We start from the raw sequence: 16,074 nt of genomic DNA, 5'->3' as shown, positions 1-16,074 counted from the left end.
CTGATGCGGTGTGCTAATGTAAAGTCAAGATCAGTCAGGAAGACTACTTATTTTCTTTTTCATGCGGTGAAGTGTCTCTTCTTGACCCAATAGATCAAGTACCGCATCTATTGAAGGCGTCTGTGCTTCACCCGTTATTATGACTCTTAGTGGCATTGCTAACTTAGGCAGTTTAATACCATGTTCTGTTGCGGTTGATTTAATTTCATTGTGGATAGTTTGGCGGTTCCATTTAATAGTGGCAAATCTTTTCATCAAGTCCGTTAATACAGGTTTTACCTCCTTATTCAAATGTTGTATCTTAAGTTCATCTGAGGGCTCCAAAGAACGAAAGAAGTAGACCGCTGCATCAGCAAGTTCCTCGATAGTATTGACTCGTTCCTTGAGTAAATCAACTACCAGTGATAAGTCGGGCCCTGCTTTGATATTACATTCATCGGCTTCAAGAAAGGGTACAGCTAGTTTTGCTAAGCGGGAATTATCTGCTGTTTTGAGGTATTGCTGATTTAACCAGCATAGTTTTTCTGGGTTGAATCTTGCGGGTGAGCGATTGATCGATGTTAAATCAAACCATGCGATCAGTTGTTCTTGACTAAATATTTCTTCGTCACCATGAGACCAACCCAGTCTTGCTAAATAATTAATCAGTGCTTCAGGTAAATAGCCATTATCACGATACTGAGTTACTGAAACTGCGCCATGTCTTTTGGATAAACGCTCACCATCAGTGCCCAATATCATGGGCACATGCGCATAGTATGGTAATGGTGCGTCTAATGTCTTGAGGATGTTAATCTGGCGCGGCGTATTGTTCACGTGATCATCGCCACGAATAACATGGCTGATATTCATGTCAAGATCATCCAGCACTACGCTGAAGTTATAGGTGGGAACGCCATCACTCCGTATCAGTACCAAATCATCTAGTTCATGATTGGCAACGGCGATTCGACCTTTAACCAAATCATTAAATACGACATGACCCTCTCTGGGGTTTTTGAATCGAATGACCGGTTTAACTCCGGTAGGGGGTGTTTTTTTTGAATCACGCCAGCGGCCATCATATCTTGGCTTCAGACCTGCAGCTAATTGTTGTTCGCGCATCATATCGAGCTCTTCCTTGCTGGCGTAGCAATAGTAAGCCTGATTAGTTTGTAATAACTGTTCTGCTATTTCTTGGTAACGTGCTAATCGTTGCATTTGGTAGAGCGGACCTTCATCATAATCAAGCCCTAACCATGCCATGCCATCAAGAATTTCTTGAGTGGATTGTTTTGTAGAACGTTCAAGATCGGTATCTTCAATTCGTAGAATGAATTTCCCACCATGCTTGCGCGCATAGGCCCAGGAAAATAACGCGGTACGGGCACCACCAATGTGAAGATAACCAGTTGGACTAGGTGCAAAACGAGTACGTATCATCATGATGAATGTGTCAATGAATGCGAGTTTAAAGAGTAGGACAGTTTACGCGATTCTGGAATAGTAGTGTTTTTCTTGGCCATTTCTATAATGTGAATGTGCAAATTAATATTGGGAAATAGTTCTTGTTCAAAGAATTAATTGATTCGTAGATGATATTACTTAATGGAATGATGATGCGGGAATTATTATCTGAGTATTAAAACTATCCGTAAATTCAACAAATTATACCTTATTTAAATTTTCCATTTTTATCTATGATTACCCGGTTTCATATCCTACCTGATCGTTAAACTGTATTATCTGGCTTATTTGTCTGGTTTATGTGAATTCAACAGTAAGCTAGCTTGATAGATTTTGTTTTTTTTATGTAACAATTAGTGTGCAGTTTTTAAGTAATTTATGTTTGTTTGGCTGTGATATCGCGTTGGATAGTCAAATTTTGATGATTCTGGGGGATGTTTTAATCACTACTGGATATTAACGCAATTGAATCGAGACCTTTGCAAAGCTCCTATAGTTGAAAAATTAGCTATTTATAATCAATAGTCAGAAAACTTCTGACGAGGGCTTTTGCAAAAATCTCGGATCATTGAGGAGATATGGATGAAAAATATTAGCTTGGTAAATGGCTGGCGAGTTTGCGTCATGTTTTCTTTATGTTTCATGAAACAAACTGCTTTCCTTGGGCTACTTTCTCTTACTTCGTTGAGTCATGCTCAACTTGTTCAAACTATCAAGCAGATCAAACCAGCTATTGTTGGAATAGGGTCCTATCAAAAAATGCGTGCTCCACCGGTTAATTTCTTGGGGACAGGTTTTGTGGTTGGAGATGGTATTCACGTGGTTACCAATGCTCACGTTGTGCCGAATAATTTAGATAGGGAGAGGATGGAATCATATGTTGTGATAACGGGTAAGGGAGAAAATCCTGGTCTTAGAACTGCAACGATAGTTGCATTGGATAAAGAGCATGACCTGGCTTTGTTGAGAATAGAGGGTACTGCTTTACCTGCGATGAAACTTGGAGATGCAGATATGATTCGTGAAGGAAGAATGATGGCATATACCGGATTTCCGATAGGTATGGTGCTTGGATTTTATCCTGTCACACATCAGGCGATCATCTCTTCTATTACACCGATTATATTGCCTGCGCATAACTCACGACAGCTTGACGCAACAATGATTAAACAATTAAAGAAATCTCCATTTATGGTGTTTCAACTGGACGGTATTGCATATCCCGGCAGCAGTGGTAGTCCGCTTTATGATTCCGAGACAGGTTTGGTATATGGTATTGTTAATATGGTCTTTGTTAAGAATAAGAAAGAATCGGCACTCAGTAATCCAAGTGGCATAAGCTATGCTATTCCTGGAAATTATATTAAGGATTTGTTGAGCAGACAAAGATTGTGAAAGTGGATCGGTGCTCAATTTGTGACTGTTTGGTGGCTCTTGTTGTAATTGAAACTAGATCGATGAGAGATTAAAGTATTGAATGAATGGATAAGTAAAAAAATAAATTTGTATTAATAAACAGGAGTGATAAGAGAGAGTGTTTGACTCATAGGGAGGAGAAAACATGCAACCGATTACTGTGGCGGTAGTAGACGTAGATCAAAAGAAGCGTAAACAACTAGAACAGTTTCTACGGCAAGATAGGCAAAATATAGCAGTACTCACAGATCTGCGATCCAATCAAACGAACATGACGAGTGCTCGCAGAATCCAGTCGCGCGCCAATATTAATCTAGTTGAAGATACAGTAACAAGGATCAAGAGATTGAGGCCGCAAATTCTATTGGCTAATGTATCCTTATTATTAGATAAGTATTGTGGTTTATTGGCTGCTCTGCGCGATAATTGTCCAGAGACATTTGTGGTTTTATTAATTGATGAAACGGTCGAAGAAAAACAGATTCTAAAAGCATTGGCTAATGGTGCGCGTGGTTTTCTAAATTATGGTGTAGATCTTCTTGGTTTCTCAAAGGCGGTATATGCAGTTGCACAAGGTGAGGCATGGATTCCACGTAAGATGCTGGGAAAGATTATGGATAAGATACTGTGCGTATCTCATGAGAACTCAATTGAGAGTGCATGACGATAATCTGCCGTAATCTGATATTGGGAAACTGTTGTTGTAGATGCTGCAGAATTGAATACAGAGAGAAAAGCTGTTGTATTTATTCCTGATGAAGCGTACAGATAAGATATGGTGAGCATTTAATAGGAATTTTACAGGGGCTCATTTTGATTCTGCTTGCAAGTTCGCGAAAAAAAATCCTTACTGGTTGGAAGCAGGGGTTACTTGGTTATTCTCCTATATTTTTTGCAGTTAGTCTCGATATACTTAAAGATAAATTAGTAAAAACTAAACCCGATGTCCTTTTGCTTGATTATAGTTTGCCGGGGCTAGATGCTCAGAAGGATATTGTAGGCCTTGCAAAGTTAAATACTAAAACGAAGGTTGTTGTATTTAGTCCTGAACTTTCGGATGAAATGGAATGGGAGTTGTTCAAGTCAGGTATAAAAGGCTGCTGTCGGGATGATATTCAATCAGAGCAAGTCAGATATGCTATTAAAGCCATTCAACGAGGCGAATTATGGGTTAGACGAACACTTTCTCGCTATATGCTGACTGAGTTAGTTGAAGTGACTCAAGAGAAAAATCGGATTGAACAGGCTGTTAATGAATTGCTCGCTAATCTCACTCGGCGTGAATATGAAATTGCTATGCTTGTAGGACGTGGAGAAAGTAATAAACGGATTGCCCGCCAGTTGGCTATTACTGAACGAACTGTAAAGGCACATTTAACTGAAATTTTTAGAAAACTGAATATCTCTGATCGACTCAGACTGGCACTTATCATGAAAGATACAGTCATGTCATTGAGTCAATCCCAACCAGATCCTCATAATGATCCCCCATCTGTTGCATAACTATCTTAAAGGTTCTTTGACTAAACGAATAATGTGTTTGGGTTCGGAAAAAATATTGTGAATGTGTTGATTGAATGGATGGTCTAATATACTTGGATAACGCAGTTAAGAGAAAACATTCTTAACTGGAGGAAAAAGGGGTAACAAGAAAGCAGTGCTCAAAGGAATTCAAATTAGATGCAATCAGCCTGGTTCTGGATCAGGGATATACAATAACGGAAGCGGCACGCGGCTTGGATTAACGCTGATATGCTAAAGCGCTGGATTAAAAAATATGAGGCAGATGATGATGGGCAATCGTTCAGAGGCAATGGGAAGTTGGCGCCAGAGCAGCAAGAAATTCGACGTTTGAAGATACAGATCAAGCAACTCAAACTGGAGAGGCAAATATTAAAGTAGGCGTGGTCTTCTTCGCGAAAGAAACGAAGTAAAATATTTGTTTGTCACCCAAAAAAAGAAGCTCTGCCCGGTTAGCTTGATGTGTCAACTCATGGGCGTGAGTTGCAGAACCTATTACAAGAGATCTTTGCAAAACCCCAGTAATTGAAAAATTAACCATTTATAATCAATAGTAAAAAACTTTTGGCGAGGACTTTTGCAAAAGTCTCTATAATTATATTTGACGCGTTCGTAATCGGTATGAGGCATCGTGTCATGAAAAAAATACTCGGGGAGATTCGAGACATAGCGAAATCCAGCAATAATACATACGGTAATCGCGGAATAAGAAAGGTGCTGAATGCTTTGGATTATCCGGTTGGTCGCTGGAAAACTCGAAGCCTGATGCGAGGGCTGACCCGCAAGCGAGACATCGGAAGCAGTATAAGGTGACAACTAGCAGCAATCACAAGCAGCCGGTGTTCGAGGAGTATGATGTTACAAACCAGAATCAAGCCTATGTTGGCGACATGACATGCACCTAGACACAGGAAGGATGGTTGTATCTGGTTGTTGTCATCAATTTGTTTTCCAAGAAGATTGTTGGTTGGATGGAGCATGAGTTCAAGAATGAAAACGAGGTTAGTATGTGATGCGTTGAGAATGGCTATTTGGCTGCGTCAATCGTAAGCTAGATTGATTATGTATTCGGATCGCGAATGGCAATATGCCAGTAAAGAGAATACCGGAGGCTACCGAAAGCCCCTAGCTTAATCGGTGGTATGAGCCGTACTGGAGATCGTTTCGATAATATTGTAACAGAAAGTTTTTTCGGCGGCCTTAAACAGGAACCAGTCCAGTGGCAAAACTATCAAACCTGTTATGCAGCACAGCAAGGTGTATTGCAGCTTATTTCTGTATTTTATAATGTTCATCGGCTGTATTCATGCCTGGGATATAAAAGCCCAAATCAATATGAAGCAGAAACTGAAAAAAGTTGCTTATGCTTAACTGGATTGTCCAGAATTAGTTGATCACGTCAGAGTGTGTAAGTCCGGTATTTTGATTTGTTAAGCGTCGTAAAAAATAGAATGGAATATAAACGTTATTTCAAAATACGAATCGGGGAGAAGTATATTGCTGAAAATATATAATCATTATATCTCTAGATTTGCAGCTCTACTTGTTTGTATGGAGTTGCTGCTGTTGATAGCTATGTTTTATTTGGGGATAAATATCCGCTTTATGGACTGGAATGAATCTTCATCTATTTCATTCCTTTCATTGCTTCCACAGGCGATAACCTTTGTTTTTGTCATGATTTCAAGCATGGCATTAATGGGAATGTACCAACTTGATTCACAGCTAGATTTTAAGGCTATTTTATTTCGTCTGATGCCCTCGATGGTTTTGGGTTTTGGTCTGATGACATTAATATTCTATTTGATACCTGAGATCTATCTGGGTCGCGGCGTCTTGATTATCATAATGTTTCTTTCTTTGTTTGGCGTACTGCTAGTGCGGTCTCTTTTGTTTAAATGGCCGAGCATGGGAATGCTGCAACACCGCATCTTGGTGTTGGGTATAGGTGGTAGTGCAAATGAATTGATTAACCAAACAAAAAATATGGATTATCGTAAATCCAAGATTGTTGGTTTTGTTCCATTCTATGATGAGGAGCGTTGTGTTCCAGATTCCGTGGTATTACCTAAGAAAGATTCTTTAATGGCATTGATTAATCAGTATAGTGTAGCGGAAATTATTATCGCGACACAGGAACGACGTGGGGGAAATTTTCCTATTCAGGAATTACTGGAATGCAAGATGCATGGCATTAAGGTGACTGATATTGCTGCTTTTTTTGAGCGTGAGCAAGGACATATTCGGATGGATTCTTTTCATCCAAGTTGGCTAATATATGGGGGAGGATTTGATCAAAGCCTTTTGAGATCGAGCATCAAGCGAATTTTTGACTTGGTTGCCAGTGGAATTTTATTGATCGCAACTTTACCTATTATGTTGGTTACTATTTTTTGTATTCTGATTGAAGATGGCTTTCCAATTTTCTACCGGCAAGAAAGAGTCGGCAAGGGAGGGCGAACATTTATGATCTTGAAGTTTCGTAGTATGAGTAAAAATGCGGAAAAAGATAAAGATCCACAATGGGCTATGGCAGATGATCCAAGGGTAACTTGGGTGGGTAGAGTGATTCGTAAATTGAGAATTGATGAATTACCTCAGATTGTTAATGTATTAGAAAATGATATGAGTTTTGTTGGCCCTCGTCCGGAACGGCCTTATTTTGTTGATATTCTTTGTACTAAAGTGCCTTATTATAATATTCGACATAGCATTAAACCGGGAATTACTGGTTGGGCGCAAGTCCGCTATCCGTATGGGGCCTCAGTAGAAGATACTATAGAAAAACTTCAGTACGATCTTTATTATGTGAAGAATCATAGCTTATTTCTTGATGTTATTATTCTGATTCACACTGTTGAAGTCGTTATATTAGGTAAGGGTGGGCGATGAGACCAGACGTCCATCGTACTCGATAGTCTGATTTACTTTCTTTTTCTTATTTCTCCGAGTGACCGCTGGAATCGATCAGATTCTAAGAGATGAATAACGTAATATGCTGACGAACATTGCCACAATTAGTTATGCGATAGCAGCGATAGCCTATTTATTTTTATCAATTCTTTTGCTGACAAGCTGGCGTGGACGTCTCTATGGCATGATGTTGACAGTTGCTTGTTTATTTTCTGCACTTTGGGCGACGGCACTTGCGTGCCAAGCTGCTTGGGGTTATCCAACCTCGTATTTTACTAATATTCTGGAAATACTGCGTAATGCGAGCTGGTCTGCTTTCCTGATACTGGTGTTAGGACCTTTCCAATATGAGGCAAATAATACATCTCATCTAAAAACCAGATCTTCAGTAGTTATCATTGCCTTATTTTATCTTGTTTTTTTTATCATCGCGCTTTTTTCTTATAAAGCAACATACCCACTTTTCGATGGTGCTATTACTTTTTTAGGTAGTAGCATAGGTGGTGTAGTAATGGCGATTATTGGCGTGATATTGATTGAGCAATTTTACCGGAATACGCCTATTGAGAACCGTTGGGGAATAAAATTTATTTGTTTGGGTATTGGTGGCGTCTTTATATATGATTTTTATTTGTATAGCGATGCATTGCTGTTTCGAAGCGTAAATGTAGATATTTGGGCTGCACGCGGAGGAATTAATGCTTTGATTGTTCCGCTGATAGCTATATCTGCTGCACGTAATCCAAGATGGGCCGTTGGGATTGCTGTGTCACGTCACATTTTGTTTTATTCGACGGCTCTATTTGGAACCGCTATCTATCTGCTTGTCATGGCGGTTGCTGGTTATTATTTACGTTTTTCTGGAGGAAGCTGGGGAACCGTCCTGCAGATGACCTTTCTATTTGGTGCGGTAATATTGCTTATAGGCATACTATTCTCCGGCACGATAAGATCTTGGCTTAAGGTATTTATCAGCAAGCATTTCTTTAGTTATGAATACGATTATAGAGAAGAATGGCTACGCTTTACACGTACTCTTTCAGAAGGAGGACATGATTTGAGAGAACGTGTAATTGAGGCTTTGGCTCAGCTGGTGGAAAGTCCTGGTGGTGGCTTATGGTTAAATCGAGAAGCGGATAATTTTGAATTGACAACACATTGGAATATAGCTGTGACAAATCAATCTGAGGCAGTCAATAGTCCATTTTGCCAATTTCTGGAAAATAAAGAATGGGTTGTTGATTTGCTGGAATATAACGCTAATCCAGAAAAATATGCAGCCATTATTTTGCCTCAGTGGCTTCATGATATACCTAGAGCATGGCTTGTAATTCCGCTGATTTTACATCGGAAGATGCTGGGATTTGTCATACTGTTAGAACCGAGAAGCCGGATAAAGGTAAATTGGGAGGTAACGGATCTATTGAAGGTGGCGGGTAATCAAGCTGCAAGTTATCTTGCGCAAGATGAGGCAACGAGGGCGCTTTTGGTCGCCCGTCAGTTTGAATCTTTTAATCGTATGTCTACGTTTGTAGTGCATGATTTGAAAAATTTGATTTTTCAATTATCACTGCTACTTTCGAATGCAGAGAAACATAAAGATAACCCTGAATTTCAGAACGATATGATTCAAACAGTAAATCTTTCGATTAATAAAATGAAGCGACTGCTGGAGAAATTGAGTAATGTTGGTTCTACAGAGGAATCGACACCGCTTCTCTTAGATCAATTGTTATTGGGAATTGTGGAGAATAAATCAGTTTTTGAGCCAAGACCTGTTCTTGAAGTGTATGATCACCATTTAATCGTATCTGCCAATCGATCACGCTTCGAACGAGTATTAGGCCATCTTATTCAGAATGCAATTGAAGCAACGCCCAAAAGTGGTCAGGTTCGGATTCGATTAATGAAACAGAACAAGCATGCAATAGTTGAGATCCAGGATACGGGACATGGCATGAGTGAAGAGTTCATTAGTGATCGGCTTTTTAGGCCTTTTGAATCCACTAAATCAGCAGGTATGGGTATTGGCGTTTTTGAAAGTCGGGAATATGTCAATGAAATTGGCGGGCGGCTAGAGGTTACGAGTACAGAATCGATTGGCACAGTGTTTCGTTTGGTGTTACAACTTCAGCAACAGGATTGTACAATGAACACAGTTACTTAAAAAGTTTGCCAGATTGTATTGTGATTTTATACCGGATAGTAAGAGGTTTAATTAATCGGGGAAGATGTCGTATAACAGTTTTTGAACGCGCTTTTTTCTTTATAAGTAGCATAAAAAGCGGAATATTGATTATGTTCGGTTGGACAATTATAAGTAGGTAAGTGTATGCAGGTGAGTCAGACTAAAAAAAAACTATTAATTGTTGAGGATGACCTGGGTTTACAGAAACAGTTACGTTGGAATTTCGATGCTTATGATGTGTTATTGGCAACAGATCGTGAAAGTGCGCTGACTCAGATTAGACGACATGAACCAGCAGTTGTTACTATGGATCTTGGATTACCGCCTGATCCAGATGGATCATCCGAAGGATTGGCTACGTTACAACAGATACTGGCGCTTTCGCCCGATACCAAGTTAATTGTGCTGACTGGAAATCAAGATCACACCAATGCTTTAGAAGCGATTGAAATGGGTGCGTATGATTTTCATCAGAAACCGTTTGATCCAGAAATGTTGGGGTTGGTTGTAAAAAGAGCATTTTATTTACATGCATTGCAACAAGAGAATCGCAACTTATTGTTGGCCCAAGGAGATTCTACTATTGCCGGTATTATTACGCGCGACGCCGTTTTGATTAAAGCGTGTCGTAATATAGAGAAGGTGGCTCCCTCAGATGCAACAGTCATGCTACTTGGTGATAGTGGTACAGGGAAGGAGGTTTTGGCCCGCGCCCTTCATCAATTGAGCGCAAGAAAAAAGAAGCGTTTTGTCGCAATTAATTGCGCGGCTATTCCTGAGACACTTTTGGAAAGTGAGTTATTCGGGTATGAGAAAGGTGCTTTTACTGGTGCCATGAAGCAGACATTAGGCAAAATTGAACTGGCTAATGGGGGCACTTTTTTTCTTGATGAGATAGGTGACTTACCTATGTTGCTTCAGGCTAAGCTTCTGCGTTTTTTACAGGAAAGAGTAATAGAAAGAATCGGGGGGCGTGAAGAAATTTCTGTGGATGTACGTATTGTATGTGCAACGCATCAGAACTTAAAAAAATGATAGAAGCTGGACGTTTCAGAGAGGATCTTTTTTATCGGCTTTGTGAACTTGTTATTACAATACCTCCTTTAAAGGATCGGGTAGGCGATGCTGTACTATTGGCACATCATTTTAAGAATAAATTTTGTATTAAAGAAAAACGCGCTGCGTTGAGTTTTAGTCAAGAAGCATTAGCTGCAATTGATCAATACTCGTGGCCAGGTAATGTGCGTGAAATGGAAAATTGTATCAGGCGGGCTGTAATTATGGCTGAGGGGCCTCAAATCGGCGTTAATGATCTTGGAGTGCAGGCGACTGAGACGGAAATGGAACCGATTAATCTACGTCAGATACGTGAAAAAGAAGAATGTAGAGCTTTAGTAAAAGCTTTGGCAAGGGTAGACGGAAATATTGCTCAAGCGGCAAGATTATTAGGTGTCAGTCGTCCTACCATTTATGATTTAATGAATCGCTGCGGTTTTAAATAAACTGATGCATTGTCTTACTATTTCCTTTTTAATAAAGATAATTATTGATGACTGATTTAGTACATGAGTTGATTGCTGAATCCGCTGAGCGCACGCCTGACGCGGAAGCGTTAGTGTATCAAGGCCACCGAATGAATTATGTCACCCTGGCTAGCGAAGTTGATGCTATAGCGGGCGGCTTGTCTAATAGGGGCCTTAGCCAGAATGAACGAGTCGCGGTTTATCTGGAGAAACGCCTAGAAGCTGTTATTGCGTTATTTTCTGCAGCAACAGCGGGTGGCGTATTTGTCCCCATTAATCCACTTCTCAAATCAGTACAGGTAGCCTATATTCTGACTGACTGCAATGTGAGAGTTTTGGTAACTTCGGTCGAACGACTAAAGTTACTTGTGACTACTTTAATAGCTTGTCATGATCTTCATACTATCGTGGTAGTCGGTGCGGAGGATAAATTGCCAGTTATTTCTGGTCTGAATATCGTGAGTTGGGAGGATCTTCGCTCTTCTGATAGGAGTTATAAGGTATATCATCGTATTGACAGCGATATGGCTTCGATCCTTTATACTTCAGGCAGCACGGGTAAGCCAAAAGGGGTTGTGCTTTCCCATCGGAACATCATAGCAGGAGCTAAAAGTGTTTCCAAATATCTGGAGAATAAACCGGATGATCGGATTTTGTCAGTACTTCCATTGAGCTTTGATTATGGATTAAGCCAATTAACGACTGCATTTTATGTTGGTGCCACCAATGTTCTGATGAATTATTTATTACCGCGTGACATTATTAATGTTGTGGAGGAAGAAAATATCAGTGGTCTTGCTGCTGTTCCGCCACTATGGATTCAGTTAGCACAATTAAATTGGAAAACAATTTCATCATTACGTTATATTACCAATTCCGGTGGCGCAATGCCGCGGGCTACACTGGATTTGCTACGTCTTGCACTGCCTGATACAAACGTGTTTCTGATGTATGGTCTCACAGAAGCATTTCGTTCAACATTCTTGCCGCCAGATGAACTTGATAAACGTCCTGATTCCATAGGCAAAGCTATTCCTAATGCAGAAATACTGGTTTTACGCGAAGATGGCTCACACTGTGCTCCTGGTGAGCCTGGAGAATTGATACATCGTGGACCATTAGTGTCCATGGGGTATTGGAATGATGCTGAGAAAACTAAAGCATGTTTTAAACCACTTTCATCACGCCAGACTGGATTGACTATTCCTGAATTGGCAGTATGGTCTGGTGATACGGTACGCATGGATGAGGAAGGCTTTCTTTATTTTATTGGTCGGCGTGATGAAATGATTAAGACCTCAGGGTATCGTGTCAGTCCTACCGAAGTAGAAGAAGTGATTTATGCAACAGAATGTGTAGGAGAAGCCGTCGCAATTGGTGTTCCTCATCCTGTGCTGGGTCAGGCTATTGTTGTAATCGCAACCGCTCGTGAAGGGGTGAAGCCCGATGTAAATGTGCTGCTAGCGGCTTGTAAGCATCAACTACCTGCTTTTATGCTACCTAGTTTTGTTGATATCCGCGAGGGGAATCTTCCGCGCAATCCAAATGGTAAAATTGACCGGAAATATTTATTTCAGGAATTGCAGCAAATTTTTATGGAAAATAATTCGTGAAAAAAGCGCATCCAAGGCATGCCCTTTTAAACCAGTTTTCATTACATGATGATTGTCTCCAGATTGGCGGCATGGAACTTACCCGGTTAGCACAACGCGTAGGTAAAACACCATTTTATGCCTATGATAGACAAAAGGTCACGGAACGGATTAGATTTCTCCGTCAGCATTTACCTGCCGAGATCCATCTTCATTTCGCAATGAAAGCGAATCCCATGCCCGCAGTCGTACAACATTTAGCGAGCTTAGTAGACGGGATCGATGTTGCGTCAGCAGGAGAAATGAATATAGCACTTGATACAGTAATGCCCCCCGAAAAAATTAGCTTTGCTGGACCAGGAAAAAGTGAATTTGAGCTTTCCTGTGCGATAGCAGCAGGTATTGTACTGAATATCGAATCTGAACAGGAAATGGAGCATATTGCTAGATTGGGTGAACATCTGGGTATTTGCCCTAATGTAGCTGTTCGTGTGAATCCTGATTTTGAGCTGAAATCTTCTGGCATGAAAATGGGGGGAGGGGCCAAACAGTTTGGTGTTGATTCGGAGCGTGTTCCGGCTATGCTGGCTCGAATGGGTAAGATTGGCCTAAATTTTTTAGGCTTTCATATTTTTAGCGGCTCACAGAATCTAAAAACCGCTTCTATTCAGGAAGCGCATGAGAAAACATTACAACTTGGCATGCGGCTTGCGAATAGTGCTCCAGCGCCTGTTCGTATATTAAATATTGGCGGAGGATTCGGCGTACCTTATTTTCCTGGAGAGGAGGCGCTGAATTTAGCTGCTATAGGTGAAAATTTGCAGCATTTATTACTGAAAGTAAAGCAACAGCTACCCGAATCTCGGATAGTAATTGAGCTGGGTCGTTATATCGTAGCAGAGGCGGGTATTTATGTGTGTCGTGTATTGGAACGGAAATTATCAAGAGGCCAGGTATTTTTGGTGACAGATGGTGGATTACATCATCATCTGGCTGCGTCTGGTAATTTTGGACAGGTCATTCGTAAAAATTACCCCGTTGTCATTGGTAACAGAGTGCACAATAGTGAGCGAGAAATTGTATCGGTGGTGGGACCACTTTGCACGCCATTAGACTTGTTGGCGGATCAGATGGAAATGGCTAGGGCAGATATTGGTGATTTGGTTGTGGTGCTGCAATCAGGCGCATACGGGTTAACGGCGAGTCCGACGGCATTCTTAAGTCATCCAGTACCGATTGAGGTATTAGTTTAAGAGATTGTGAATGCTGGCGGTTATGGTATGCCAAATAGAGAAGAGTAGAGGGATAGATTGTTTTGATTGTGATGTATACAATGAGTCGCTATTGGTTAATAGTGGAAACACTATAGGAGACCTTTGCAAAACCCCAATAGTTGAAAACTAATTCTTTGTAATCAATATTATAAAGCTTCTGATGAAGACTTTTGTAAAAGTCTCTATAGATTTGTTATTTTGTGCGCCCACCGATGTATAACTTGCTTAGGTACTCAATGAATGCGTATTACCTGTCGGATTCTTTCTGGTTCATATTCATTTGGAATTAGAAAATAAATTAGATATAAAATATCGAGAAAAATAAGGAAGTCATTATGAGTGGATTGTGTGGCTGGATAGGACACGATGGAACTGCCGTCGAGAATCGGCAACTTATTGAGCAAATGCTCAAGCCAATTGTTCGATTTGATAGCAGCAACGCTCAAACACTGATTGGAGCGCGTGCTGGGTTAGCTGTTGCTGCTAATAATAATGGTATGCATTTGTATCAGAAGGCAGGCATTTTGGTTGGATTATGGGGCCATGTTAAGTTTCAGGATGCTAGTTTGAACCAGCTCATACGGACTGAAGGTGTTGCTAAAATATTGGCGGATAACTGGCAAGTAAAGGGAGAAAAGATTCTAGCAGGCCTTGTGGGAGAATTTTCTCTTTGCATATTGAATGAAGATAGCGGAGAGGTTGTTTTGGCAGTTGATCGTATGGGAACACGATCACTTGTTTATCAGATTTCGAGAGAAGGGTTGGTCTTTTCTTCATCGACGGATTCGATTATTCAGCACCCATTGATACAGCCAGAGATTGATCCACAGAGCTTCTTTAATTATGTTTATTTTCACATGGTACCCGGCCCAGGCACGATATATAAAGGTCAGCAGCGCCTTCTATCTGGCGAATATCTGGTTTTTCAGAAGGGAACAGTCAAAATTGGGCAATATTGGAAGGCAAATTTCAGTGAAATGGAGAGTTGTTCATTTGCTGAACTAAAACAAGATTTTCACGATTTATTACGGTCGAGTGTACGTGAAGCTGCAGGTAATCAATCGGTGGGTGCATATCTTAGTGGCGGGACTGACAGTTCCACCATCGCAGGTGTGTTAGGAGAAGTAAGTAATGAGCCCGCTCGAACCTATTCAATTGGTTTTGAAGCGCGTGGTTATGATGAAATGGAATATGCTCGTATTGCAGCCCGACACTTTGCCACTCAACATCATGAATATTACGTGACACCAGATGATGTGGTAGCTGCCATTCCTCATATTGCGGCCGTTTTTGACCAACCTTTTGGTAATGCTTCAGCTATACCTGCCTTTTATTGCGCGCGCATGGCTAAAGCGGATGGGTTAGATAAATTATTAGGTGGTGATGGCGGAGATGAGTTGTTTGGGGGCAATGTGCGTTACGCAAAGCAATATTTGTTTTCTCTGTATGAATATTTTCCTCCGATGTTACGTGAAAAAATTATTGAACCGCTATTCCTGAAAATGGCGGGCGGTATTAATCCATTACCGATACGTAAGGTGCGCAGTTATATAGAACAGGCGAGATTGCCAATGCCCGCGCGTATGGAAACATATAATTTGCTTGGTCGTTATGGTTATCAGAAGGTTTTTACACCGGAATTTTCTGCAAGCATTAATTCAGAGCAGCCATGCATTCTGATAAATGATACTTATCGTCAGGTTCACGCAAGCAGTTTGATCAATCGGATGTTAGCTTTTGACTGGAAATTCACATTAACAGACAATGACCTACCTAAAGTAATTAAAGCCTGTGAATTAGCGCAGATGGAAGTGGCTTTTCCATTGATCAGTAATGAAATGATAGACTTTTCTGCACGACTAGAGCCACGACTTAAGTTAAAAGGAACAAGGTTGCGCTATTTCTTTAAAGAGGCATTACGCGGATTTTTGCCAGACGAGATTCTCGCTAAGCAGAAACATGGTTTTGGTTTGCCTTTTGGGATTTGGCTTCAGGATCATAAACCTTTACAGGATTTGGCGGCGGACAGCTTGATTGATTTGAAATTACGTAACATAATCAGTCCAGAATTTATCGATAAGCTATTAAGTCAGCATTTAAATGAGCATGCCAGCTATCATGGCACCATGGTTTGGGTGTTAATGATGTTGGAACATTGGCATAAGCAACGTTAAATGCGCGGGAAACGGTATTCTGTTTAG

The 16,074-nt window shown here is 40.6% G+C and carries 9 protein-coding genes and 2 pseudogenes; 10 read left to right on the top strand and 1 reads right to left on the bottom strand.

The features are described 5' to 3' along the window. Positions 1 to 30 precede the first annotated feature (30 nt). Positions 31 to 1,422: a glutamate--tRNA ligase gene (gene gltX / locus BUQ89_RS11660; RefSeq protein ID WP_028460860.1), complete on the bottom strand. Its 1,392-nt coding sequence runs from the start codon at positions 1,420 to 1,422 to the stop codon at positions 31 to 33. A 606-nt stretch (positions 1,423 to 2,028) separates the two neighbouring features. Here gltX and BUQ89_RS11655 point away from each other — a divergent pair. From BUQ89_RS11655 to BUQ89_RS11610, 10 genes and pseudogenes are all read left to right on the top strand, one after another. Further along, entirely contained in the window at positions 2,029 to 2,841 is an 813-nt protein-coding gene (locus tag BUQ89_RS11655; RefSeq protein WP_342742987.1) for a S1 family peptidase, read from the top strand. Between the two features lie 166 nt (positions 2,842 to 3,007). Then, positions 3,008 to 3,526, top strand: a complete 519-nt coding sequence (locus BUQ89_RS11650) for a response regulator transcription factor (protein ID WP_051537505.1) — start codon at positions 3,008 to 3,010, stop codon at positions 3,524 to 3,526. A 149-nt stretch (positions 3,527 to 3,675) separates the two neighbouring features. After that, positions 3,676 to 4,365: a LuxR C-terminal-related transcriptional regulator gene (locus tag BUQ89_RS14290; RefSeq protein ID WP_051537506.1), complete on the top strand. Its 690-nt coding sequence runs from the start codon at positions 3,676 to 3,678 to the stop codon at positions 4,363 to 4,365. A 125-nt stretch (positions 4,366 to 4,490) separates the two neighbouring features. Next, positions 4,491 to 5,777, top strand: a pseudogene (locus BUQ89_RS11640) (IS3 family transposase). 157 nt (positions 5,778 to 5,934) lie between these two features. Then, entirely contained in the window at positions 5,935 to 7,275 is a 1,341-nt protein-coding gene (locus BUQ89_RS11635) for a TIGR03013 family XrtA/PEP-CTERM system glycosyltransferase (RefSeq protein WP_083399494.1), read from the top strand. 103 nt (positions 7,276 to 7,378) lie between these two features. Next, positions 7,379 to 9,463 (top strand): XrtA/PEP-CTERM system histidine kinase PrsK, encoded by a 2,085-nt coding sequence (prsK, locus tag BUQ89_RS11630; RefSeq protein WP_028460864.1) that lies wholly within the window; start codon positions 7,379 to 7,381, stop codon positions 9,461 to 9,463. A 171-nt stretch (positions 9,464 to 9,634) separates the two neighbouring features. Beyond that, a pseudogene (prsR, locus tag BUQ89_RS11625) lies at positions 9,635 to 10,986 on the top strand (PEP-CTERM-box response regulator transcription factor). Between the two features lie 47 nt (positions 10,987 to 11,033). Beyond that, complete coding sequence (locus BUQ89_RS11620) at positions 11,034 to 12,620, top strand: acyl-CoA ligase (AMP-forming), exosortase A system-associated (RefSeq protein ID WP_028460865.1); 1,587 nt, start codon at positions 11,034 to 11,036, stop codon at positions 12,618 to 12,620. Next, positions 12,617 to 13,852 (top strand): pyridoxal-dependent decarboxylase, exosortase A system-associated, encoded by a 1,236-nt coding sequence (locus tag BUQ89_RS11615; RefSeq protein WP_028460866.1) that lies wholly within the window; start codon positions 12,617 to 12,619, stop codon positions 13,850 to 13,852. Before BUQ89_RS11620 ends, BUQ89_RS11615 begins: the two co-directional genes overlap by 4 nt. Before the next feature lie 356 nt (positions 13,853 to 14,208). Then, positions 14,209 to 16,047: an asparagine synthetase B family protein gene (locus BUQ89_RS11610; RefSeq protein WP_028460867.1), complete on the top strand. Its 1,839-nt coding sequence runs from the start codon at positions 14,209 to 14,211 to the stop codon at positions 16,045 to 16,047. Positions 16,048 to 16,074 lie beyond the last annotated feature (27 nt).

Origin of the sequence: Nitrosomonas cryotolerans ATCC 49181, from assembly GCF_900143275.1 — a bacterium.
GTDB lineage: Bacteria > Pseudomonadota > Gammaproteobacteria > Burkholderiales > Nitrosomonadaceae > Nitrosomonas > Nitrosomonas cryotolerans.
This window is presented reverse-complemented; position numbering and strand designations above follow the sequence as displayed.

Excerpts from the sequence above, each read along its gene's own strand:
- BUQ89_RS11650 (WP_051537505.1), top strand. The coding sequence starts at position 3,008 with ATGCAACCGATTACTGTGGCGGTAGTAGACGTAGATCAAAAGAAGCGT.
- BUQ89_RS11610 (WP_028460867.1), top strand. The coding sequence starts at position 14,209 with ATGAGTGGATTGTGTGGCTGGATAGGACACGATGGAACTGCCGTCGAG.
- BUQ89_RS11620 (WP_028460865.1), top strand. The coding sequence starts at position 11,034 with ATGACTGATTTAGTACATGAGTTGATTGCTGAATCCGCTGAGCGCACG.
- BUQ89_RS11655 (WP_342742987.1), top strand. The coding sequence starts at position 2,029 with ATGAAAAATATTAGCTTGGTAAATGGCTGGCGAGTTTGCGTCATGTTT.
- BUQ89_RS11635 (WP_083399494.1), top strand. The coding sequence starts at position 5,935 with ATGGAGTTGCTGCTGTTGATAGCTATGTTTTATTTGGGGATAAATATC.
- prsK (WP_028460864.1), top strand. The coding sequence starts at position 7,379 with ATGCTGACGAACATTGCCACAATTAGTTATGCGATAGCAGCGATAGCC.
- gltX (WP_028460860.1), bottom strand. The coding sequence starts at position 1,422 with ATGATACGTACTCGTTTTGCACCTAGTCCAACTGGTTATCTTCACATT.